Here is a 23,368-nt window from a genome sequence, read left to right as displayed (position 1 = left end):
ATGATTTTTATCGCAAAAGAAAAAACTGCCGTTCAGCAGTTTTTCACATCATCACCTTATCTTCATTAACAACATCAATTTCAAATCCAAGATCCTCGATCATTCGATGGTCTTCCGTACTCTCCTGACCATCCGTCGTCAAGTAATCACCGATGAAAATAGAATTTGCAGGATACAAGCTTAATGGCTGAAGGCTTCTTAAATTCACTTCACGACCTCCGGAGACACGTATTTCTTTCGTTGGGTTGATGAAACGGAACAAGCAAAGGACTTTCAAGCAATAGGAAGGTGAGAGTTCATCCGTCCCCTCTAAAGCTGTTCCATCAATGGCATGTAAAAAGTTCACCGGAATGGAGTCTGCATCAAGAGTTTTCAAAGCACGTGCCATATCGATCACGTCCCGCTTCGTCTCTTTCATCCCTACGATGACTCCGGAGCAAGGCGAAATGCCAGCCTCTTTCGCATGATTCACTGTCCCTACCCGGTCATGATATGTATGACTTGTAGTTATTTCATCATGATGATTTTCTGAAGTATTGATATTATGATTGTAGCGGTCCACACCCGCGTCTTTCAATTGCTCCGCCTGTTCAGCTTTCAATAAACCCAGACACGCACAAACTCTCATATCATAGGCTTCTTTGATTTCTTTTACTGCAGATGTGACGATATCAAGTTCACGTTTTGATGGACCTCGACCACTTGCCACGATACAGTAAGTCCCCGACCCCATTTTAGAGGCTTTTTCAGCTCCTTTTACGATGGTGTCCTTGTCCATCATCCGGTATTTTTGAATGGGGGCACTCGAATCTCTGGACTGCGAACAATACCCACAGTTCTCCGGGCAGAAGCCGGACTTCGTATTGACGATCATATTCAGTTTCACTTTGTTGCCATAATGTGCCTTTCTTACTTGGTAAGCTTGGTGTAATAAGTTTAGAAGTTCATCGTCTGGACAATTCAACACTTCAAACGCTTCCTGATCTGTAATTTCTTCTCCATTCAACGATTTTTCCACTAGATGACTCCACATACAGATTCCCCTTTCTGATGTCTCACTTAGTTAACCTATAAAATAAATGGTTAACATTTAGATTCAGAATACCATAACCCATCAGAAAAATCACGATTCAATTTTGCTATAAATGTTCCATATAAGCTCCCTATTCTTTAAGACTCAGTTTCGAGGTGTTTCGGGGTTCGTTGTTGGGATTGAGCGTCAGGGGCGGCTGGGAAGCTACTCGCTTTCCTGTGGGGGAGTGGCGAGCTTCCTCAGGCTATCGCCTTGCGGGATCTCGCCTATCTCCTTTCTCCCCCGGGAGTCTCGCAGCTTCCCAACCACCCCATCCCGTGCAGGAGAGAAACGAACCCCTATACCAAAATGGGCCGTCTTCCATACACACTAAGAAACAGGCGAAAAGCGCTATATATCAAGACTTCACGCTCGTAATGACCGCTAGGGGGGAGTTTTATGTGACCAATTCTTTTGAACATACAAGCAGAGTTTCCGAGAAGTGGTTTCGAGACACTCACATGATAAAGGGGCGGAGGGGAATGGTGAGTCTCCTACTTTAAGTGTGCAGGCGCCTCGATCAGCGGCGTATGGACTGGACTGAGCTGGCGGAGATAAAGGAAACACGAAGAACGGAGTGATTCGATGTTGACTTATCGTACAGAAGCGAGGGAAGTCTCACTAGCCGCTAGGCGCCGGAACTGGATATCTAAGAGGCAAAAAAGTGCTTGGTGAGACCCCACAGGACGCAGTCCGAGGAGGCTCACCGCGCTCCCACGGAAAGCGAGTCATTCCCCGCAGCCCCATCCACTTACACAAAAGTCTCGAAACTGAGTCTTACACAATCCTGCCAGATAGTTGAATAACACTTTACAGGGACGTATGTAAAGAGCTGTCATGCAGCTCTTATGATTCCTCAAACCGTGCAAGGCCACGACGGAAGGCTGCGAGGTGGTTCAATGATGCATTCCTTAACTGTGTAAAAACAGTTCTCACATCCTCTGGCAAATCATACAATAAAAACTTTTCATACATGGATATGTTTTCAATTTCCCCCTGAACACCAGCTGCATACGCCGCTTTTACACTGTCAGGAGTGCTTACATACTGACTCGCGTCATCGGATGGTATAGGGATTTGATATCTTGTGAAAAGTGTATTCAGGGCAGAAATGTGGCGTTTCTCCGCTTCCTGAATTCGGACGAATGTCTGGATATCGCCAAATTCCCGCCTAATATCTTCATAACGGGCTTGGGCAAGATATTCATCCTGGATGGCATACGTCAACATATCTGCGAAGGTTAATGAAGAAGCGCTCAAGGCACCTGCCGCCCCATAATCCTGTTGCCTTACCTGAAAATGATCCCTTTGAGGGAATGAAAGAAAATACAGAAACCAAACGGCATGGTTCTGTTCATCAGCCCCCGCCTGGCGAAACGTTTCTTTGATGGAAAGATCCTGTGCTTTCCGCTCGATTTCATAATAAAAGTCTGTTGTCTTTTGTTCATCGACAAACGCTGCTTCTATCCCATCCATGTATTGATCGGGGCACGGTTCAGTGATTTTCGGGGATGGTTGTTTTCCTGTCAGTTGCTTATAAATATTGCTGAAGGCCTCATAGTGACGGATTTCATCCTGACGAACCTCATAAATCTGCTGTCTTGCCTGCTGTGTAGGGGCTAAATCGGCCAATTTATTGTAGCAGGCAATCGCACTGTACTCGCCGTTAATCGCTTTTTCCACATCTTTTACTAGTGATTGGTCATTTTGGATGCGAAAGTAACCATCATATCCATAAGGGTTGAATGTATATCCATACTGATTCCGATACAATGAATCCAACCTCCTTTTAGAAGTCATCAACCTATCCTATGAAAAATGGGCGGTTTTGTGTGCAAATCGAATGTTTTGTATCTTTTATCGATCTTGATTTATAATTACTTCAATACTTGAGGTTCAATACTTTAGAACTAACCAGAGGTTCACATATGAGTATTTATGATTATTAGCCAGCAAAAAAAGCGTGATGAAGACTTTCTCTTCATCACGCTTCTGCGGTAGATCCTATGCCATGGAGAGTCAAAATAATTTGCTGATCAGCTTTTAATAAAATCCTTCTGACGAAGATGGAGCATTAGCTAGAAGAGGCTGTGGTTGTTTCCCTACATTCCGGTCTCCTGTTGTCAACAGGGCTTTGCGTTCAAAGGCACCAGGATACTCGACGACCCAGCCTTCAGCATCAATGACTAGTGCGGTCTCATAATCCCTGCAGCGGTATTGAAAGATCCTATAACCGTCGTTATCTCCCAAATACGTGTACACTTGAAGCAGTGGAAATACTTCTTTCCTTAATACATCGACAAAAACCATTTTGAACGTCCGTCGTTCTCCTATATGCCAGGTCACACGATTGATCGGCAAGGTGTTGGAAAAAGGCGTGATGGTCAAATCGACGTTCGTCGCCCCATCCAGATTCTCATCGTACCTCCCATTGACCCACCACTTATCCTGTTTTTCCGCCTGGACGACAAAGGGCTCGGTCTCTTGTTCTTGATAAATCTTCACTTTTTTAGTCTTCCAATCAAGTCCGAGCTTCAAATCATAAGTAAGATGATGTGGCACTCCCTGATCCACAAGCAATACCGTCCCTCGTACCTCCATATGATTGGTTAACTTTTTCAACGTTAAATGTTCCGCTCCAGCGGACTCCAGATGATCCCAAATCACACGTTGCTCCATATGCTTCCCTCCTAAATGGATTTTGTGACAGACCCTTTCATCCGAATAACTTTCCCATCAAGATCAGGACCGATTGTTTTCATCCCTGCCTTCTCATAAAATTGGCGTGCTCGATGGTTATCAGGTGCAACACGCAAATGAAATTCCTCAAGGTTACGTTTTTTAAAAAAATCGATCGCGTAGTTGTGAAGTGCTTTCCCCATTCCTTTCCCACGCTCTGAAGGGATCAGGTAAAACAAGTGAATGTATCCGATTTTCCGTCCCTTATACTTTTTCACCGATAACTCCAGCTGACCAATGACTCCTCCGTCTACCTGTGCCATAACGAAACCATCAGGGTATTGCTCTACTTTTTCAAGCACATAGAACAAGTATGCATTTGCGTCAAAGCCTGAGGTGTTACCGAAGCTCACCATAAACGAATCTTTACGGAAATCAATGATACACTGCCGGTCTTTTTTTAAGTCAATCGTTCGGAACTGAACCATCTTGCACCCTCCATTTCTTCACTCGAGCATCGTAGAAGTATGGCGGGATGAATGAACGTAATATCACGGAATGATCTCGCTACAACGTTCCCAATTTCCTCCTCTCCTTATGGAAAAGACCACCGGCTCAAAACCTTTTCAACGGCAGCATTTCTCGTTGTTTGTTCAAGTGCTTGTGGAAGCTGTTTGGCGTTCTGTTATAGCTGCGATTTGTATAGGTTGCTCTTATCATTGGTTATCTTTTTCTTCAAAGGGAAATCCATCTCGCTCCTCCTTCTCTTAAAATTCGCTACCTGAATTGAAATTCCTTCCTTTTTTTACATAGAGAAGGATGGCAGACAAATACTAAGTTAATCATGTTGCATTCGTTTCGGAAATATATTCGTAGTAGGAGGTGAAAAGGATATGTTTTCATCCAAATGGCGCCTGCTGAAAAAAGACTTGAAGGCCGCGTTGAAAGCAACCCCAGCCCCGTTGACGACGCAGGAAGAAACGCTCGTGAAGGAAATAAGGAGGATCACTCAGGAGAAAAATCGAAACAATGTCACACGTACGATGGCGTATCTTCACTTTTTTGAAAAGCATCCTGAAATTCATTGGGCACTGCTTGCCCACCTCGTCTCTAGAAACGCGGGCTGGAACATGACTGATCTGAAGGGTGAATATCTACCAAAGTTGTTGACAGGAAAAGAAGGGAGAGACTTTTTCGTTTTCTTAGAACGAGGAAATTGGCTCATCTTTCAGGATGCTTACCCCCAGCTATTGCTATATGATGCCAGTTTGAAGCATGGCCGGCCTCTCTATCACCTATTAGATGCGTTGAACGTATCCAAATTCATGAAGCCTTTTTGGGAACGTTTTTGGAAAAGCGGAAATAGTGAAGAACTGACGAAAGCGCTGATCGTCAATGAACAGCATTATATCGAAAATCGTGTGGTAAGAAACCACCTTTACATGGCGACTGTTATGGACAAAGTGATGTTCAAACTTCAAGATATGCTTTCAATGAATCATATCCTCTTCCCTTATATGACTCCGATCCAGCAGAAGATCAAACTCGTCGGTGGAACCGTTCACCACTTTTCTGCCGTAGATGAACGCATTCTCCTCGGAAGATCTCTTTACGAGCTTCTTTATGGTGTGCGGTCACGCTTGGATCAAATCGTCCAATGGTGCTCAGCTAATAAACACACAGGCTCGCGTAAGGATTACTGGCCGCAACTATTTAATGATGTCAATGAAACACCACCGGGTCATGTCCATGAAATGACTATGAGCCCATGCAAACGAAAGCAGAACGGGCCCAAAATTTACAGTCCCAGACTGGAGATTGTGTGGGAGGACTGGGTCCATGCAGAAGCGGAGACAGGGGATTGGTTCAAGAGTGTAAACATATTGGACTTGATGAAGAAGAATGCAAAGGAATTCAGCGGAGACATTGAACCTGTGTATTGCCGGACGTTGGAAGAAATCGAGTTCGCCTCTCAAACAAAGCATACATTTTTTCACAAAACAGAAGGACGATCCGCAGACCGTCCTTAACTATGTAACTGGTTTCTTTGATCTCATTGAACGGCTCCATCCATAGTTTCCACGGTCATAGGTGATGATTTCTGCATGCCGGGCAAGCTCTGGCTGGACATAAAGCCAGTCCAGGGAAATAGAACTGAACCCTGCTTCTAAAACGACAGTCACCGGCCCTTCTCCCTCGGAAATGACATGTGTATCACTGGTTTCCGTATGGACCATCATTCCTGGAGGGGACACTTTGCTTTTTCATTCATAACCACATTCCAAAACCGGCAATGGAAACACTAAGACTGCAATCAAACCACGAATTCCTTTTTTCATCCGATCTCCTATTGTCTTGGCGCAAATAACATGACACAAACACCGATCATACAGATCCCTGCACCAATCCAGTCATATAGATCGGGCGTTTTCCGATCCACACCCCATCCCCACATCACGGATAAAATGATGAACACACCACCATAGGCGGCGTATACACGGCCAAAAGATGGGAAGCTTTGAAACGTAGCAATCACCCCGTATAAGGCAAGCGCGAATCCTCCCGCGATTCCCCAGGAAAGCGGCTTACCTTCACGGATGGCGAGCCAGATCAAATACCCTCCTCCGATTTCAGCCACTCCTGCAAATAGAAATAATATGAATGCTTGAATCATTACAATCACTCCTGTAAAAAAACTATATCTATAATTTACAGGAGAAACATCTATCTGTCACAAACTACTAAATCGACATCAAACTCTATAAGCAGGACTTAACTCGCTCCAGACATCCAATCGGTTTCCGTTTACATCCTCAAATACAAAATTCAAACCAGGGTGGCCCCTGTTTTCGATTTCACCCACCTCAACCCCTTTATCTTTTAACTTTTTATGTAAAGCCCTCAACGCCTCTTTTCCATACACTTCAAATGTGATGGCAAAACGCTCGCTTCCGTCCTCATCTAAAAAGTTTGATGTTTGTTCCGGCGATGATTTTACTAAGAAAATACTGATGCCTGCTAAGTCTACGATGGCTTTCTGGTTATCTTGATAATTGATGTCAGCTCCAAGCTTTTCTTCATACCAGACTGCGGATTTATCCACTTCTTGGACAGGTAAATAAATCGTCCCTACTCGGATTAATGAATGGTTCATGCTACGTCCTCCTATCGAATATATGTATTCAACCAAACCTTTGAAACTCCTTCCTTCACAATAAGTTTCTTGTGATATAAATGCTCCCTATTGTGGAAGACTCAGTTTCGAGACTTTTGTTGAGTCGATGGGGCTGCGGGGAATAGCTCGCTTTCCGCGGGAGCGCGGTGAGCCTCCTCGGACTGCGTCCTGCGGGGTCTCACCAAGCACTTTTTCACCGCAGGAGTCTCGCCATTCCCCTCCGCCCCTTTGCCATACTAGTGTCTCGAAACTACTTCCATAATAAGATGCTTTCATGCACATGGAAATTGGAAGGGGGATCAACGACCGAGGTAGCTATTCTGCATACGGAAAGCTTGTTATAGAGCGTTTTCTGCCTATACCAACAGGATAGTGAAAGACAGCCCCTCTCGGTAAAAGGGTTCGTTTCTCACATGTATCGAATGGGGTGGTTGGGAAGCTGCGAGACTCCCGTGGGAGAAAGGAGATAGATGAGATCCCGCAGGACGTAGTCCGAGGAAGCTCACCACTCCCCCACAGGAAAGCGAGTGGCTTCCCAACCACCCCTTACGCTCATCCCAAGCAACGAACCCCGGAACATCTCGAAACTGAGTCTTCAAGAATCCTGCATATTCTTTAATAACTCAAGAATAAAAAACAGGGCATGCGTTTAGTCATAACGCTGACCCGTTCTGTCATTTTCCTCTTGCTCTTCCTTGTCTTCTTCATGAAAAGGAGTTTCTGTTTGCCCGCTCACATAATCGAACGGTGTATAGGAATTATCGGGGTACTGTTTTTTTCAAACATCCGGTAGGCGGTGCGCAAAACCACGAAGATGATCAAGAAGGAAAACAACACCGTAATAATTGTTGAAACCATAAACCGCTCCTTATAGCTTTAATTTAACGGCTCTTGTGGCAATCATTGTTTTAATATGGTGGTCGATGGTTCTTTCACCACCGAAATCATCTTCATAGATTCCTGCAATGACAAAGCCAGCATCCGTCTGGCCTTGCAGTTGGTCTTCCAGTGTGTGGCCGAACTCGAGCGTTTCGCCTTCAATCACTTCTTCCTCTTCAAGCGCAGAGTAAGGAATCGTATGAGCCACTTCCAACTTACCTTCGTCCTCTTTTTCTGCATCAAACAAGTAAAGAACAGGATTCATAAAGCCTGAAATGAGCGTTCCTTTATTTTTCAAAACACGTGCCGCTTCCTTCCAGACCGGGCGTACATTTTCGATGAATACGTTAGCGACAGGGTGGACGATGAGATCGAACGTTTCATCTGCGAATACGGATAAGTCAGTCATCTCACCTTTAACGGTTTTCAAATCGAGTCCTTCTTGGTCAGCTACCCTTTCGTCTTGTTGAAGCTGTTTTTCCGATAAATCAAAAACGGTGACCTCGGCACCTGTGGCAGCGAGGACAGGTCCTTGTTGACCACCTCCAGATGCAAGGCAGAGAACCTTCACTCCTTTTAACGATTCAGGAAACCAGTTTCTCGGCACCTGGCGATCGGCGGTCACACCGATCGTCCACTCGCCGCTACGAGCTTTTTCGATAGTTTCATGCGTGATGCTTTGGGTGTAACGTACCCCGTCTTCCACTTTTTTGTCCCATGCTTTACTGTTATGTTCGGTCGTTTGGCTCATCTTTTTCTTCCTCTCTTCTTTTAAACAATAAGGTTTTTCCATCTTTGAATAACGGTCGATCAAGCTGGATGATTCTTGGTGTGCATGCGGTTTCCATATTGGTGCTTCAGCTCGTCTAAAAGAGATGCTGCATCCTCATCGGATAAGTTTTCTAAGTAAATGTTCTCTTCCTCACCTTTGTCTGATTTTATGGATATGACATCATCCATTTGCTGGATACGCTTTATTTCTTCATCTGCCAGACGAGCATTCGGATCAGCGATTCCAATCCGGATGTCGAGGATATCATCCTCCACGCGCACATAGTCACGCTCAGGCATTTTGTAATAATGAAGCATTTGACACAAACCTATTAAAAAAACCACACCTGATCCGAAAACGATAAACGGCTCGATCCGGCCGTGCAAATAAAGAGAAAGTACTGCCGGTAATAAACTTACAATTATGTTAAACAAGGAACCTCTCGCTTTTTTCCTCCATAATTCCGTGTTGCTATATTTATAATTCAAGACATCACCCTCTTAAACCTCTGGCTGCGAGACTGATCTGTCGTATGCAGCGTTGAAATGATTGCTTTAAGGTTAGAAACCGACCTTTCTCCTCGTATTCTTCCAACATGACCCGGATGAGCGGAAAACCATAGATTTTTCGGTTCCTTCGTTCATCAGATATTTTCAACCCCATTCTTTTATGCTTCTGGATTTTGCTGAACTCTTTTGAATAGCACTTTATCTTCTCTGTTTTTTGTCCCTTGAGAAGAAAAAACAAATCTTTCAACAAACCCTCACTCCTTATGCAAGACTTCCTCATCAGCTAAGTGGATCACCAACGGTTGGACAAATAGGACGATCACTAAAAGAAAGACAGCGAAAAACAAGGCAGACGTCAGCCGCATTTGGAACGTTTCTATTAAAAACATAAACACAAAAAATGCCGTAAGCGCTAATATCCCTGAACGATGATAGGCTCGTTTCGTAGAATAATGTTCCGCTCCGCAATGTGGACATTGTTTCTTACCGGTGACTTTCATCGATGAAAGCAGTGCTTTTCCAAATGTCCAACTGCGTCCGCATGTCTTACACCTCACTCTCTTCACTCTCCTTTAATGCTTCCACTTCTTTTTCCAAACGCCGAATCCGCTCCGTTTCACCTGTGGATCGAATGTTACGGACGAGCGCAAGAACACAACCGGTTACAGCGAGCGCTATCCCTAAGGTTCCAATGAAGAATACTAGGAAAAAATCGATCATTTTGTTCCCTCCTGCCTTTCTATACGGTCAATGTGGTGCGAATGTTTCAATTTTTCCGAAAAATATCATTATATAGATCCCTAACCAAAAGGAATAACGCCCGATGTGGAACGAATACTGACCGAACGAGTGCAATAGTGCTCTAACGAGAGGGTGCAACGCCCTAACTCTAATCCATAACGACTTTACTCAATAAATTCTCATAAAAAATAAGCACCCTGTAGCGGGGTGCTTATTTTTTGAAGGATTTCCAGTCGAGCTCACTTTCATTCAGCAGTTCCTCAAAGCTTTTGTTCGCTTCTGCTCGCTTGCGCTCTTCGATTCGGCGCTGCTTTTCCTGTTCTTCACGTTCAACGGCCTGCTGCTTCAGCTCCGTCTTTTTGGATTTCAGCTTTGATAAAACATCAGCATTCAGCTGGTCTCCGAGAGATCCGGGTTGCGTCTTTTTCTTACTCATACGGTCGCTCCTTCTTTCACGTCTTTGATCGGGATGATCGGATTCAGGATGCCGTCCGGGCTGGAAAGGCGGAACGTGCCTCTCATAAAGTCGAGCTTCATATCCTTTTTGAAAAAGGTCGCCTGCTGATCATCAATAATGACGGCATAATCATCATTTTCTACTTTTCGATCGGTAGAGCGCTCTTCTTTCTCCAGACGAATGGTTGGCAGTCCATTCACGCCGCAGCCACATCCTTCTGTGTCATAAAAAAGTCGGATGAGCGGACGCTCAGGATCCTGGATTTGTTCTAGCTGCTGCTTCGCTTCTTCGGTGATGCGTAGTTTCATCGTTCATCCCTCCTGTTTCTTCTATTGTAAAAAAACCACGCTTCCGAGGCAACGGTTCTGTTTTATTCTGCGTAGTGTCCGCCGACAAGACGACTACGGTGGCGGGCGGTCCCTGCATTTGTCCAGGATACTGCGCGAAGAAGCATATCCTGCCCGTAGCGCTCACGAATCTCATCCATCACATAGCCGAGGTCTCTTTTTTTATCGCGGCCGTCATCAAACAAGTCGAGTTGGACATTGGCATCTTCCGTAATGTTTCCGAGGGTGACGGAGATGCGGCGGACGACTCCGCCGTTAAAAAAGCGGTGGAACAGGGTGAGGCAGGCATGGTAAATGTCCATCGTAATGCTCGTCGGATGCTCAATGGATACAGAGCGGTGAAATCCACCCGCCCCTTCGCTTTTACTGTAGCCGATCCCGAGGGAAATCGTTCTTCCTGCATGGCCTTTTTTCCGGGCACGCCGGGCGACTTCTTCACACATTTCGAGGATGACGTACTTCACCTCTTCCGGATCTTGGTAATCACGAAGGAGAATCTGACTTTTCCCATAGCTCACCTGACCGTGAATGATCGGAGCACCGGGATCGGACAAATCGATGCCGTTCGCATGGTAGTACAGCTGGTTTCCCATCACGCCGAACGTTTTTTCAAGGCGATCGAGCGGGAATTTCGCCAGTTGCCCGACAGACCAGATGCCCATGCGATTCAGACGGTGTTCAAGCCTTGGGCCAATCCCCCACATTTCCGACAAGGGTGCGACCGGCCACAACTTCTCTTGAAAGTCATCATACGTCCAGCGAGCGATGCCTTTCTTTTTTGCCTCAAGGTCGAGGCATAGTTTGGAAAGCAGCATGTTCGGCCCGATGCCGATCGCCGCATCCAGATGGAATGTTTCTTTTAATTCATCGACAATCATTTGTGCCGTTTCTTCCGGCACACCGAACTTCCCTTTGTTATCTCCCACTTCTAAGAAGCTTTCATCGACGCTGTACGTATGGATCTTTTCTTTCGGGACGAATTTGTGAAAAAGGTTCGTCACTTGAGTGGACACCTCTAAGTACTTCCTCATTTGCGCGGAGACGATGACGATTTCCGGCGCGGAAGGGATTTCGAACAGGCGGCTTCCTGTACGGATGCCGTATTTCTTTTTCATCGCCGGAGTCGCAGCCAATACGACACTCCCTTTCCGGTTCATATCCGCAACGACGGCAAGCGGGACCGTGAGCGGATCAAGTCCGCGGTCAATCGCCGCACAACTCGCATAGAAACTTTTCATATCCACACACAAAATCCCCCTGTCCGGATACCTTCCATAATCAATGCTCGGATGCCCCATGTCGTCTCCACCTCCTTTACCTAGTATATCCTCATTATGCGAATATATGTTCGCTTTTGCAAGTACCAATTCCTGCTACCATTTCCTGTCTGACCAGGTCTTACAAATATTGGTGTACCAAGTCATACATATTTTTCCATCCAACCCCATACAAAAACCTCTCCCTTGAAAGGAAGAGGTTTTTGTATGGGGTGAATCATTTTTTGTTGAATTGTCTTTGCATGAGTTTTTCCATCGCGACTGGTGCGAGAGAGTAGACTTTGCTTCCGGAGTCCATCCATGAAGGCATATTGATCTCACGCTGTTTCGTAAATAAATGGTGGACGACCGTCCTTGCTACACGGTTTGGATCAAGCATGATCTTATCGACCGACTTCTCATACTTCCCGCTCGGGTCCGCCTGTTGAAAGAAATTCGTCCTCACAGGTCCGAGATTGACGGAAGTGACATAGATGCCTAAAGGCTCTACTTCCATCCTTAACGCATTCGTGAAACCTATAACCGCATGCTTAGTTGCTGCATAAACGGCAGATTTCGGTGTGGCGATTTTGCCTGCCTGTGATGCTATGTTGATGATATGGCCTTCTCCATGCTGCACCAAATGTGGCAGCAACTGATGCGTGGCGCGAAACAGTGACTTCACGTTCACAGACAGCATACGCTCGATATCCTGCCAATTCGATTCGGCCACAGGATCGAACACGGCGATTCCTGCATTGTTAATCAGCCCGTCGATGGATCCATGTTCATAACAAATCCGGTCAATCGTATCTTTCCACTCTGCATCATTCGATAAATCCGCAGGGTACCATGGACTTTTGACGCCAAAGGCTCCTTCAATCTTTTCTGCAATGATTTCCAATTTGTGTGCGGTCCGCGCCACAAGGATCGGGGTCCCGCCTTCCTGCGCGACGTGGATCGCGAGAAATTCGCCAATTCCACTCGAGGCTCCTGTGATAAGTACTTTTTTTCCTTTTACTCGTTCATTCATTCGATCACCTATTTGCTTGATAGAATTTCTCTCCGTCTACGTAAGAAACCTTAAGCTTTCCAACGCTTTCTAAGTAGTCCAGCTGTCCGATTGTTTCAGACATCGTCAAACCGAATTGATTCTCGATGTGTTTCGGAAAGAGACGCTTGCATACGTCATATGCACGTAATGGCCCCTCGCTAAACATTCGAAATACCTTTTCCGCTCGCTGTTCCTGCTTTTTTAACCGTTCCTGAATCAGTTCGTGCGCACGATCGAAGATGTCTCCATGCCCCGGGTAGACGTTACCAATCTCCCACTTTAACAACTTTTCCATAGAATCTCGGTAGTCAAGCAAAGGTCTTGGACGAACCTCTCCCTTTGTGTGAGGCGGCTCAAGTAAAGGGTTCGAAGAAATATGGGAGAGCAGGTGATCTCCACCAATCAACGCCCCGTCCCCTTCTCTATAAAAAGATAAATGGCTTTGGGCATGGCCGGGTGTTTCGATTGTCACCCATTCTTCATGACCCGGTAACCGGTCACCTTCTGTCAATTCGTGGGTAAGCTTTCCTTCCGACGTCCATTTCAATGTCTTCCTCAATCCCTTTAACAATGGAAAAAAGCGCTCAGGCACTCCAGATTCCTTGTACATGCCTTTGAAAAATTCTTCATAATGAGAGAAGTATTCTTCTTCCCGCTCAAGCCAAGGCTTCAAATTCGGGTGGCCGGCGATGGTATTCACGTTCGGCAGTCGTTCAACAAGCCCCATATGATCCGGATGGTGATGGGTCAAAATCACCTGTTCAATATCTTCCGGCTGGTATCCCGCTTCCTTTAACTGTTCAACTAACGCTTTCCAACACTCTTCTGTCTTCACGCCTGCATCGATCAGGGACAACCGGTCACCTTTTATCAAATAAACATGAACATCCCCGACCGCATAAGGGGTAGGCAATGTGAATTGTGTAATGGTATCCTTCAATGTTTTCATACACTTCCTCCATACTGAATGATCATTCACTTTTCTATATTGTAGCATGATTGCCATAGATTTTCCTCCTATGCGACAAAGATTACGGACGTCACATTATTCATAATTGTTTTTCTAGTGGGACTTTTTCCAAAAGACTTCAAATAAAAATTACTTTTCATTATACTTTAACGCGTCATTGTAAATTTAAAAGAAATGTAAAGGTCAATAAGGAGGAAGATCATGGAACAACAAGAAAAGAAAGGGTTGACAATGCGCATTCTCGACTGGATTGAGCGCGTCGGGAACAAATTGCCTCACCCTGTCACATTGTTCGCAATATTTGCACTCATGGTTGTCGTCGCTTCCTGGATCTTCTCCACGATGAATGTGGAAGTCGAAGACCCAGCGACCGGCGAAACGTTACAAGTCGTCAACTTGCTTTCCAGTGACGGCATTCAATACATGTTTGAAAGCATGGTAGAAAACTTCGTAGGCTTCGCGCCGCTCGGTACGGTTCTTGTTACGATGCTTGGTATCGGAATTGCCGAACGCTCAGGACTGATCAGTGCGATGCTTCGTGGACTTGTTACATCCGTACCGCGTTCACTGATGACAGCAGCGCTCGTGTTCGGTGGTATTATGTCCAGTATGGCTGCTGATGCCGGTTACGTTGTTTTGACACCACTTGGAGCGGTCCTATTTGCCGGTCTTGGGCGTCACCCACTTGCAGGTCTTGCTGCGGCATTCGCGGGTGTCTCCGCTGGTTTCAGTGCTAACTTGCTCCTCACATCGTTGGATCCATTGCTTGGTGACTTGACCATTCAAGCGGCAGCGACCATTGATCCTGCCTATGCGGATACGATTCTTTATACGATGAACTATTACTTCATGATTGTATCTGTTTTCGTCCTTACGATTGTCGGTACACTCGTAACAGACAAAATCGTCGAGCCGCGTCTTGGAGATTACAAAGGTGGCGTGAAAGAAGAAGTCAACTACCTTTCTCCACTTGAGAAAAAAGGGATGATTGGTGCTCTGATCGCGTTTATCGTGACCATCGGGCTGCTATCCCTGCTCGTTGTACCATCCTGGGGACCATTGCGTAACCCTGATGATTTCTTAGCATCTCCATTTTTCCATAGCTTAGTGCCTGTCATTCTGATTATGTTCTTTGTCCCTGGTTATGTTTACGGGAAGATCACGAACGAAATTAAGAATGATAAAGACGTAGCCAATCAAATGTCCGACACGATGGCAAGCATGGGAATTTACATTGTTCTTGCCTTCACGGCTGGTCAATTCGTTGCCTACTTCAACCATACGAATCTTGGAAAAGTCATTGCTGTCAGCGGTGCAGAATTCCTAGATTCCATCGGTTTCACAGGCATCGGACTTATTATTGCTTTTATGTTCGTAGCTGGTATCATCAACCTGTTCATCGGAAGCTCGTCAGCGAAATGGGCGATTATGGCTCCCGTATTCGTACCGTTGATGATGCAGCTCGGTTACTCTCCTGAGCTTACAACGCTCGCTTACCGGATTGCCGACTCTACAACGAACATCATTTCACCATTAATGCCATACTTTGCGATCGTCATTGCGTTTGCACAAAAGTATGATAAGAAGGTCGGTATTGGTACATTGATTTCTACCATGCTTCCTTATTCCATTGCATTCTTTGTCATTTGGACATTGATGCTGTTGATTTGGATGCTGACCGGCTTGCCAATCGGTCCTGGAGCAGGATTCGAATACAATGGTTAATCCATCCTAAACAAAAGCGTCCGGAATTGATTTCCGGACGCTTTTTTATACCTAAATCCTGACCTGATGCGACAGGATCATTAAACTTTTCAAACGATCGGCCGTTTGAGAGATGCCCACCTTTGATGTATCGATCACCACATCTGCATTTGCTCGCAGTTTTGGAAGCACATAATTAAAACTTTCTATAATTGCCTTCCTCTCATCTGTATGCTTTCCGTAAGGATTTGTCTCTCTTTTATTCACACGATCAAGCATAACATCCAAAGGTGCTTCAAGGAGGACGACAGCATCGAAGGATTCATAAAAATTCCCTTGATTCGAATAACACCCTGAGAGGATTAAATGAGGGTGCTTTTTTCGCTCGATAAGATGCGAGATTTTTTCTTCATCCCACACGATTTCATCCCCTTCTCCTGTAGCGATTTTCTTTGTGTACCCATGATCATCGGTATCCACCACATCGTATCCTTCATTCCCCAATCTTTGCAGTACACTTGTTTTACCGACACCAGATAATCCAGTAATAAAAATAACGCCCATCCTACCACCGACCTTTTAGAGAAGTTTGCTCAAAAACCCTTTTATCCCATGTCCTTCTTAAAGAACTCATGAATAACCCGCGTCAAAATCTGAGGCAGTTTTTCAAAACTGTAGGTTAATTCCAGGCGTTCCGTCCACTGGTGCGGATCTCTTCCTAATGGTCCAATGTTGATGATCGGCATTGTGATCGATTCCATCACTTCTGTCGGCCACTCAAAACCATTCCCGTGAATCGGCATCTGCTTCGTCAAATCAGATAGAGAAGACGTGGAAGATGTCGGACCGATAAAACTCAAGTCGCTTAACCCTGTGAAATACTCCACCACTTCAAGCTCTTCTCCGAACTTCTCCCTGGCATAATCGATGGCCGTTTTGGCCCCATGCTGGATGAAAGGATCGTCATTAGACGATACCGCCGGATAAAAAGGTGGACTATAAAAAAGGACGATCATCGGGCTGATATCTTTGCATATGGATGCAAGACTTTGGACAAGTGTTGTAGAGAAATCACGATCGCCCTGGTCTCTCAAATTGACTAACCGGTTCTGCCGGCGATCGACTTCCATTTTCCCGTACCGTGCGACCGCTTCCTTGTATAATTGATCATAGGTCAGTATCGTGATGTCCGGATGAAAAGCGGATGTCTGCGTGCCTTCCAAATAAAAAGACGCCTGATGGTAGTAATGATTGATGATTTTCGCTTTTGCCCTCTGCGCCGCCTGTAATAGTTTTTCATTCAGTTCTGTAATGGACTGCTTCATATAGAGGACATTGTACATCGCGACCGCTGCCTGAGGGGTCTGCACCGAATACTCAAATTTTAAGTCGCGCTGCATCAGACTGAGCGGAGGCGGTGTCCGCTCTCCTCCGACCTTTTCAATAAAGGCTTCGTTCAGTTCCATTTCCTGTGCTAAGTAGCTGACCATCAGGTTGGCATTCAACCCTCCGAACGGTTCACCGGCGTGCGTTTCTTTTCCGTAACATAAAAAGCCCGGCAGCGTCTTTCCAATGGAACCTGTGTACAAATAATAAGCAGGATCGCCGGGATATTTGCTGAACATCGGTTCGCCATTCAGAGCCGCTTTATATTCAAGGTCCTCCTTATCCCGAATCTCGGCAAGGGCTGGAAGAGCAGCCAGCATTCCTTCCGAGTTCACTTCTTCATCAGGGACAGCGACTAAAAGTAAATTCCCGTCAAATTCCCCTGCCATCGCCTTTTCCAATAGGGATAAGTGGACGGTAAGACCTGCTTTCATATCCATCGTTCCTCGACCGAAGAGCCAGTTCCCTGACTCCAGGTCTCGGGCTGCTTCTTTCGGCAGATCTTCTACATTCTTATGTAGCTCTTGAGTGAGCTCACGCGGATAGAAAGCAAGATTCTGATAGGAACCGTAATCTTCAATCCCCACGACATCGACGTGGGAAATCAATACGAGCGTCTCCTTGGCCTCGTCTTTTTTTACTAAAGCTGTCAGTAATTGACGCCCATCGTCCAGCGGATGCAAGTTGAGGTGGCTGGGCCGTTTTTTATAATAATCGCGATCTTCCAAAATATAATATAAGTATTCGATGATTGCGATTTCTTCATTACTGTTCGTTATGCTGGGATATTCTACCAAAGAACATAAGAGATCGGTCAACTGCTCTTTCGTCTGCCAAACTGTCATGGGGTCACACTCCTTATTGACTTTTGCTGAATTATCAAACACAATCAAACTCATAAGCTACTTGGAAGAGGTGAACGTCACGATGAAAACCCTTATTTACGCTCATCGAGGAGCGAGTAAGCTCGCTCCGGAAAATACGATGCCTGCTTTTGAACTGGCGCGTGCAGCCGGAGCTGACGGAATCGAGACCGATGTGCAGCTAACCAAAGACCAAATCCCCGTCCTCATCCATGATGAAAACCTGAGACGCACCACCAATGGAACAGGGTTCGTACAAGACTATACATATGCTCAGCTGCGCCTGCTTGATGCAGGAAGCTGGTTTTCTCCTAAATTTTCTGACACTTATATTGTAACACTGGACGAGTTTCTTCGCTGGTTTCGAGACCAGCCTATGTTTTTAAATGTCGAACTGAAAACGAACGTCATTGCCTATAAAAACATCGAGCGGATTGTCTATGAATCTTTAAAACGGTATCACGTTCTGGAGCGGACCGTTATTTCCAGTTTCAATGCCGATTCCCTCACACGCATGAAAGAAATCAATCCATCGATTCAGACGGCATTTTTGACATCGACGAAAATGCGGAACCTTCCTCAATACGCGAAATCCGAAGGGTGTGATGCCTTGCATGTCAAACACCGCCTTCTGGATAAAAAGCTCGTGAAACGCTGCCACAAAGAAAACCTAGAACTCCGCATCTATACGGTCAACCGCCCTTCCATGATGAAAAAGTGTTACAGCCTGGGTGTGAACGGAATTTTCACAGATGTTCCTCATCAGGCCATCGAGTATCGTGATCTTTTTCGAAAACGGAAAAATCGATAATATGTTTTGGGTATTTGTTGGACTCATACTTGTATGGACCATCCTGCTCACGGACTTCCTTTTGGGGATTAGAAAAATTCCAAAGCTCGAACATACCGTTCCTTCTCAAACGTCCGAGCTCATCTCTGTGATCATCGCAGCTAAAGACGAAGAAGACTCTATTCACGAAACGTTGCACACCCTTGCGAACCAAAAAAACGTGGAAATTGAAATCATCGCTGTGAACGACCGCTCCAATGATCGAACGGGTGAAATCATCGATGAAGCAGCTGCCCTGCACTCTTCCATTCGAGCCGTTCATATCGATCACCTGCCAAAAGGGTGGCTTGGGAAAAATCATGCTCTGAAAAAAGGCGCCGAGCTTGCCGCTGGCGCTTATTTGCTTTTTACAGACGCAGATATTCAATTCGAAGAACAGACCCTCACTAAAGCGACGACAGCCATGAAAGCTGAAAAGCTCGATCACCTCACAGCAGCACCAGATCTAACGGCCCGTTCTTTTGCGTTACGTGGCTTGATCTCCTACTTTTTGTTCGGTTTCGGTTATTTAAAACGACCATGGACGGCGAACCAGGAGAAACCTAGAGGTGGGATGGGGATTGGAGCTTTCCAAATGATGACGAAATCCTGTTATCAAAAGATCGGGGGCCATGAGGCGGTGCGCTTTCGCCCTGATGATGATCTTGCCCTCGGGCAGAAGATTAAGGCGGCTGGATTCAGACAAAAACTCGTAACAGCCAAGCAGCTTCTTTCTGTCGAATGGTATCCAGACTTCAAATCCGCTCTTCAGGGTTTTGAAAAAAATGCCTTTGCTGGATTGAATTACTCTGTTTCCCTCTCCTTGTTTGCTGTTTTCGGCGTCCTTATTTCGCAAGTGCTTCCGTTCTTTCTGTTCATTTTCGGTGATCCTCCCGTTCAAATTATTAGCGCGATTAACATCCTTTTGTTATTTTGTTTATATGGTTTAACTACCCGTTCTTTTACAAACTATCCATGGTGGATGATTTTCGGTCTGCCGATTTTCGCATTTTTGTTTGTTTTCATGCTTGCTAGAGCGCTTATCCTGACATGGATACGTGGAGGAATTGAATGGCGTGGCAACCAGTATTCGATCAAAGAATTGAAACAATTTTTCCGTAACTCGGAGGAGGATCATCGTTGAAACATAAATTATTTGAACCTTATACAGTAAAAGACGTCACGTTAAAAAACCGTATCGTCATGTCTCCGATGTGTATGTATTCATCGGACAATCAGGACGGCTATGCTCAGCCCTTTCACCTTACCCATTACGAAAGCCGCGCGGCTGGACAAGTCGGACTGATCATTACAGAAGCGACCGCTGTGTTACCTGAAGGCCGTATTTCACATGAAGACCTCGGTATCTGGAACGACGAACACATTGAAGGATTACAAAAAATCAATGAAGGCATACACCGTCACGGGGCTAAAGCTGGCATTCAACTGGCCCATGCCGGACGTAAAGCCAACTTACGGGATGAAATTTTCGCCCCGAGTGCTGAAGCTTTCAGTGCATCCATGAAGGTCCCGACAGAAATGGCGAAAGAAGACATCCAACGTACAGTGGAAGCTTTCCGCGAGGGGGCTCGCCGATCTAAAGAAGCCGGTTTTGATGTGATTGAACTTCACGCAGCCCACGGGTATTTGATCAACCAATTCCTCTCCCCTCTTACGAACAAGCGGGACGATGAATATGGAGGCACCCGTGAAAACCGTTACCGCTTCCTGCGTGAAGCGATCGAGGCCGTTAAGCATGAATGGAATGGACCATTGTTCGTCAGAATCTCCGGAGAAGAATATCATAAAGATGGAAACACGATGGACGACTTTATCTATTTTGCCCGTGAGATGAAGACTCAGGGTGTAGATCTCATTGACGTCAGCTCAGGTGGTGTCGTACCTGCTGCGATCGATCCTTACCCCGGTTACCAGGTTACGTACGCTGAACAAATCAAACAAGGCGCCGGTATCGACACGGGGGCTGTCGGTTTGATCACAAGTGGAAATCAAGCGGAAGAAATTTTGCAAAATGAACGGGCCGACTTGATTTTCCTGGCCCGGGCTCTCTTGAGAAATCCTTACTGGCCAAAAGAAGCAGCTGATGAACTCGGCTACTCATTAGAAGGGCCAAGACAATACACTCGTGCTTGGTAAACATCTGCGAACTGCCGGAAACGCATCCGGCAGTTTTTTTTATGGCTTTTCAAGTGTGTTCTCCCCCTTCTGGTGGTATCATGATAAGTGTAGGAGAGTGTTGGCAATGGAACTATTTTTTTTAGGTACGGGATCTGGTGTCCCATCAAAAGAAAGAAATGTCTCCTCCCTTGTCCTCCGCCTTCTTGAAGAGCGTGGAACGACATGGGTCTTTGACTGTGGAGAAGGCACACAACAGCAAATATTAAATACAAACATACGCCCGCGACGAATTGAAGTGATTTTTATCACCCACCTTCACGGGGATCACATTTATGGACTGCCCGGATTATTGAGCAGCCGTTCTTTCCAAGGTGGAGAAACTCCTGTAACCGTTTACGGGCCGCGCGGTTTAAAAGATTACATTGATATCAGTCTCGAATTGAGCGGAACGCACCTTCGCTACCCCCTTTACATTGAAGAAGTGGAAGAAGGTGAGCTTTTCGAAGACGAACAGTTCATCGTTGAAGCCGTTAAACTTGAACATGGACTTGAAAGCTATGGATATATCCTTAAGGAAAAAGATCAACTTGGCGAGCTTCAGCCAGAAAAGCTAAAGGCGTTGGGAATCAAACCTGGACCTGTCTATCAAAAGATCAAAAATCAACCTCGGACGGTCCTTGAGGATGGAAGAGTCATTAACCGCGAAGACGTGATTGGACCGCCTAAAAAGGGTCGTAAAATCGCCATTTTGGGAGACACACGTTACCTTCCACATCTCGAAGAGGTCTTGAAAGACAGCGACGTCCTCGTTCATGAGGCGACTTTTGCTGGGGATGAAGAAAAGATGGCTTATGATTATTTTCATTCCACCGTCAAACAAGCCGCCACCCTTGCAGAGAAAGCAAATGTTGGAGAATTGATTCTTAATCATGTTTCTTCCAGGTACCAGGGTGATTCGGTGGAGGAGCTCCTGGACGAAGCACAGGGCATATTCCCAAACACCACCATCGCATACGATTTTTATCAACATCCCATTAAACGGACTTAACAAAGGAGGAGCTGTATGCACCCAACGGTGAAGCTACAAAAATCATGGTTCAAAGAGGGACATACGAAGAGCTATGCTTTCCGTAAAGAACAGCTGTTAAAAATGAAAAAGATGCTCGCGACCTTTGAAAAACCGATTCTCAATGCTTTGAAATTCGATATGAATAAATCGGAATATGAAGCGTACGCATCAGAAATCGCTTTTTTGAAAAGTGAAATCGATCACCATGTGAAACAGTTAAAAACATGGATGCAGCCGACTAAAGTGAAGACACCACTCACCCATACAGGCTCAAAAAACTTCATTCGAAAAGAGCCCTATGGCACTGTATTGGTCATCGCTCCGTGGAACTACCCCGTCCAGCTCGCCCTCGCCCCGGTGATCGGTGCGATTGCAGCCGGAAATACGGTCATCATCAAACCATCTGAGCTGACACCAACTGTTTCGTGGGTGTTGAAAAAGATGATTGAACAATACTTCCCTCCTCACTTTATTGCCGTCGTTGAAGGCGATAAAGAGGTGACCCAGGAGCTGCTTGAACAACCGCTTGATTATATTTTCTTCACCGGGAGCGTTCCCGTCGGAAAAATCATTATGGAGAAAGCGAGCAAACAGCTCATCCCTGTGACGCTGGAACTTGGAGGAAAAAGCCCGACGATCGTTCACAAAGATGCAAACATCGACCTTGCCGCCAAACGCATCGTCTGGGGCAAATTCACCAATGCAGGACAAACGTGTATTGCACCTGATTACCTTTATGTCCACCATGAAGTAAAAGCGGATTTGATCCGTGCCATGAAAAAGTACATTCAGCAGTTTTACGGTGAGAATCCTTTGGACAATGAAGAGTACACCAAAATCGTAAACCAAACGCACTTTGAACGAGTATCTTCTTACCTCGATTCCGGAACGGTCGTCGTCGGTGGTTCTTTGGATGAATCCAAACACAAAATCGCGCCTACCATTATCGATCAGGTGTCCTGGGAAGATCAAGTCATGAAAGATGAAATCTTCGGGCCTGTGCTGCCAGTCTTGACTTACCATGCACTCGATGAAGCCATTGATAAAATCAACAGCCGGCCAAAGCCGCTTGCCCTGTATTACTTCGGCGAAAACGAAGTCGAACAGCAGCGCATCCTCAACTCGATCTCTTTCGGCGGCGGATGCATCAACGATACCCTTTACCACATCATCAATCCACACCTTCCATTTGGAGGCGTCGGCGAGAGTGGTATGGGCAGCTACCATGGCAAGCGAAGCTTTGATACCTTTACGCATGAGAAAAGCATAACAAAACAAACGACCCGGTTCGATCAGAACTTCCGCTATCCCGGATCCCAGCTCGGCATGGCCGTGCTGAAGAAATTCTTCGGATAGTAAAAAGCGAGCATTGCGCTCGCTTTTTTTGTGCGTTCCGGCTTTCTTGCGAGCGTTCCAGACTTCTTGCGAGCGTTCCAGACTTCTTGCGAGCGTTCCAGACTTCTTGCG

Annotated in this window: 25 protein-coding genes; 7 read left to right on the top strand and 18 right to left on the bottom strand. The window is 45.8% G+C overall.

Features of this window, described 5'->3' with window-relative positions; all coding sequences use genetic code 11:
* Window positions 1–43: 43 nt before the first annotated feature.
* From bioB to BLS23_RS06975, 4 genes are all read right to left on the bottom strand, one after another.
* Window positions 44–1,039 (bottom strand): biotin synthase BioB, encoded by a 996-nt coding sequence (bioB, locus tag BLS23_RS06995; protein ID WP_406946301.1) that lies wholly within the window; start codon window positions 1,037–1,039, stop codon window positions 44–46.
* An 879-nt stretch (window positions 1,040–1,918) separates the two neighbouring features.
* Window positions 1,919–2,845 carry a ferritin family protein gene (locus BLS23_RS06985; protein ID WP_244157110.1) on the bottom strand — a complete coding sequence of 309 codons (927 nt, stop codon included), beginning with the start codon at window positions 2,843–2,845 and terminating at the stop codon, window positions 1,919–1,921.
* A gap of 270 nt (window positions 2,846–3,115) precedes the next feature.
* A complete protein-coding gene (locus tag BLS23_RS06980; protein ID WP_089651822.1) occupies window positions 3,116–3,751 on the bottom strand; it encodes a putative glycolipid-binding domain-containing protein in 636 nt (211 codons plus the stop codon).
* An 11-nt stretch (window positions 3,752–3,762) separates the two neighbouring features.
* On the bottom strand, window positions 3,763–4,239 hold the full coding sequence (locus BLS23_RS06975; protein ID WP_089651821.1) for a GNAT family N-acetyltransferase: 477 nt from the start codon (window positions 4,237–4,239) through the stop codon (window positions 3,763–3,765).
* 405 nt (window positions 4,240–4,644) lie between these two features.
* Here BLS23_RS06975 and BLS23_RS06970 point away from each other — a divergent pair, with 405 nt between their 5' ends.
* A complete protein-coding gene (locus BLS23_RS06970) occupies window positions 4,645–5,781 on the top strand; it encodes a DUF2515 family protein (RefSeq protein WP_089651820.1) in 1,137 nt (378 codons plus the stop codon).
* On the opposite strand, the gene BLS23_RS21715 is transcribed toward BLS23_RS06970, so the two are convergent.
* The 12 genes from BLS23_RS21715 to BLS23_RS06910 form a co-directional block, all read right to left on the bottom strand.
* Window positions 5,782–5,934 (bottom strand): hypothetical protein, encoded by a 153-nt coding sequence (locus tag BLS23_RS21715; RefSeq protein WP_167356028.1) that lies wholly within the window; start codon window positions 5,932–5,934, stop codon window positions 5,782–5,784.
* A 164-nt stretch (window positions 5,935–6,098) separates the two neighbouring features.
* Window positions 6,099–6,425, bottom strand: coding sequence for a YnfA family protein (locus tag BLS23_RS06960; RefSeq protein ID WP_089651818.1), 327 nt, complete (start codon window positions 6,423–6,425; stop codon window positions 6,099–6,101).
* Window positions 6,426–6,503: 78 nt separating this feature from the next.
* Window positions 6,504–6,905 carry a VOC family protein gene (locus tag BLS23_RS06955; protein WP_089651817.1) on the bottom strand — a complete coding sequence of 134 codons (402 nt, stop codon included), beginning with the start codon at window positions 6,903–6,905 and terminating at the stop codon, window positions 6,504–6,506.
* 889 nt (window positions 6,906–7,794) lie between these two features.
* Entirely contained in the window at window positions 7,795–8,556 is a 762-nt protein-coding gene (locus BLS23_RS06950; protein WP_089651891.1) for a class I SAM-dependent methyltransferase, read from the bottom strand.
* A gap of 59 nt (window positions 8,557–8,615) precedes the next feature.
* A complete protein-coding gene (locus tag BLS23_RS06945) occupies window positions 8,616–9,065 on the bottom strand; it encodes a hypothetical protein (RefSeq protein ID WP_089651816.1) in 450 nt (149 codons plus the stop codon).
* Between the two features lie 275 nt (window positions 9,066–9,340).
* Complete coding sequence (locus tag BLS23_RS06935; RefSeq protein ID WP_167356027.1) at window positions 9,341–9,643, bottom strand: TIGR04104 family putative zinc finger protein; 303 nt, start codon at window positions 9,641–9,643, stop codon at window positions 9,341–9,343.
* Window positions 9,633–9,806 (bottom strand): hypothetical protein, encoded by a 174-nt coding sequence (locus BLS23_RS21710; RefSeq protein WP_167356026.1) that lies wholly within the window; start codon window positions 9,804–9,806, stop codon window positions 9,633–9,635. The genes BLS23_RS06935 and BLS23_RS21710 overlap by 11 nt, the downstream gene beginning before the upstream one ends.
* A 232-nt stretch (window positions 9,807–10,038) precedes the next feature.
* Window positions 10,039–10,263, bottom strand: coding sequence for a YqkE family protein (locus tag BLS23_RS06930; protein ID WP_089651813.1), 225 nt, complete (start codon window positions 10,261–10,263; stop codon window positions 10,039–10,041).
* Complete coding sequence (locus tag BLS23_RS06925) at window positions 10,260–10,592, bottom strand: iron-sulfur cluster biosynthesis family protein (protein WP_089651812.1); 333 nt, start codon at window positions 10,590–10,592, stop codon at window positions 10,260–10,262. The genes BLS23_RS06930 and BLS23_RS06925 overlap by 4 nt, the downstream gene beginning before the upstream one ends.
* A 62-nt stretch (window positions 10,593–10,654) precedes the next feature.
* Window positions 10,655–11,929: a Y-family DNA polymerase gene (locus BLS23_RS06920; protein ID WP_089651811.1), complete on the bottom strand. Its 1,275-nt coding sequence runs from the start codon at window positions 11,927–11,929 to the stop codon at window positions 10,655–10,657.
* Window positions 11,930–12,125: 196 nt separating this feature from the next.
* Entirely contained in the window at window positions 12,126–12,920 is a 795-nt protein-coding gene (locus BLS23_RS06915; protein WP_089651810.1) for an SDR family NAD(P)-dependent oxidoreductase, read from the bottom strand.
* A 4-nt stretch (window positions 12,921–12,924) separates the two neighbouring features.
* Window positions 12,925–13,947, bottom strand: a complete 1,023-nt coding sequence (locus BLS23_RS06910) for an MBL fold metallo-hydrolase (RefSeq protein WP_425250614.1) — start codon at window positions 13,945–13,947, stop codon at window positions 12,925–12,927.
* A 165-nt stretch (window positions 13,948–14,112) separates the two neighbouring features.
* On the opposite strand from BLS23_RS06910, the gene BLS23_RS06905 reads away from it, so the two are divergent.
* Window positions 14,113–15,636 (top strand): AbgT family transporter, encoded by a 1,524-nt coding sequence (locus BLS23_RS06905; RefSeq protein ID WP_089651809.1) that lies wholly within the window; start codon window positions 14,113–14,115, stop codon window positions 15,634–15,636.
* Between the two features lie 51 nt (window positions 15,637–15,687).
* Here the strand turns inward: BLS23_RS06905 and BLS23_RS06900 are convergent, their stop codons facing one another.
* Window positions 15,688–16,179, bottom strand: a complete 492-nt coding sequence (locus BLS23_RS06900; protein ID WP_089651808.1) for an AAA family ATPase — start codon at window positions 16,177–16,179, stop codon at window positions 15,688–15,690.
* Between the two features lie 41 nt (window positions 16,180–16,220).
* The gene (locus BLS23_RS06895; protein WP_089651807.1) at window positions 16,221–17,846 is read right to left on the bottom strand and encodes a M20/M25/M40 family metallo-hydrolase; all 1,626 of its coding nucleotides are present in this window, start codon (window positions 17,844–17,846) and stop codon (window positions 16,221–16,223) included.
* A gap of 82 nt (window positions 17,847–17,928) precedes the next feature.
* Between BLS23_RS06895 and BLS23_RS06890 the strand changes: the two genes are divergently transcribed.
* From BLS23_RS06890 to BLS23_RS06870, 5 genes are all read left to right on the top strand, one after another.
* Window positions 17,929–18,675 carry a glycerophosphodiester phosphodiesterase gene (locus BLS23_RS06890; RefSeq protein WP_089651889.1) on the top strand — a complete coding sequence of 249 codons (747 nt, stop codon included), beginning with the start codon at window positions 17,929–17,931 and terminating at the stop codon, window positions 18,673–18,675.
* Between the two features lies 1 nt (window position 18,676).
* The gene (locus BLS23_RS06885; protein ID WP_167356025.1) at window positions 18,677–19,837 is read left to right on the top strand and encodes a glycosyltransferase family 2 protein; all 1,161 of its coding nucleotides are present in this window, start codon (window positions 18,677–18,679) and stop codon (window positions 19,835–19,837) included.
* Window positions 19,834–20,850: an NADPH dehydrogenase NamA gene (gene namA / locus BLS23_RS06880; protein ID WP_089651805.1), complete on the top strand. Its 1,017-nt coding sequence runs from the start codon at window positions 19,834–19,836 to the stop codon at window positions 20,848–20,850. Before BLS23_RS06885 ends, namA begins: the two co-directional genes overlap by 4 nt.
* Before the next feature lie 106 nt (window positions 20,851–20,956).
* Complete coding sequence (gene rnz / locus BLS23_RS06875) at window positions 20,957–21,880, top strand: ribonuclease Z (RefSeq protein ID WP_089651804.1); 924 nt, start codon at window positions 20,957–20,959, stop codon at window positions 21,878–21,880.
* Window positions 21,881–21,895: 15 nt separating this feature from the next.
* Window positions 21,896–23,257, top strand: coding sequence for an aldehyde dehydrogenase (locus tag BLS23_RS06870; RefSeq protein ID WP_089651803.1), 1,362 nt, complete (start codon window positions 21,896–21,898; stop codon window positions 23,255–23,257).
* The last annotated feature ends 111 nt before the right edge of the window (window positions 23,258–23,368 follow it).

The sequence above is a fragment of the Halobacillus aidingensis genome (assembly GCF_900104185.1).
Lineage (GTDB): Bacteria > Bacillota > Bacilli > Bacillales > Halobacillaceae > Halobacillus > Halobacillus aidingensis.
The sequence above is the reverse complement of the archived record's forward strand: the minus strand, read 5'-3'. Positions and strand labels throughout refer to the sequence as shown.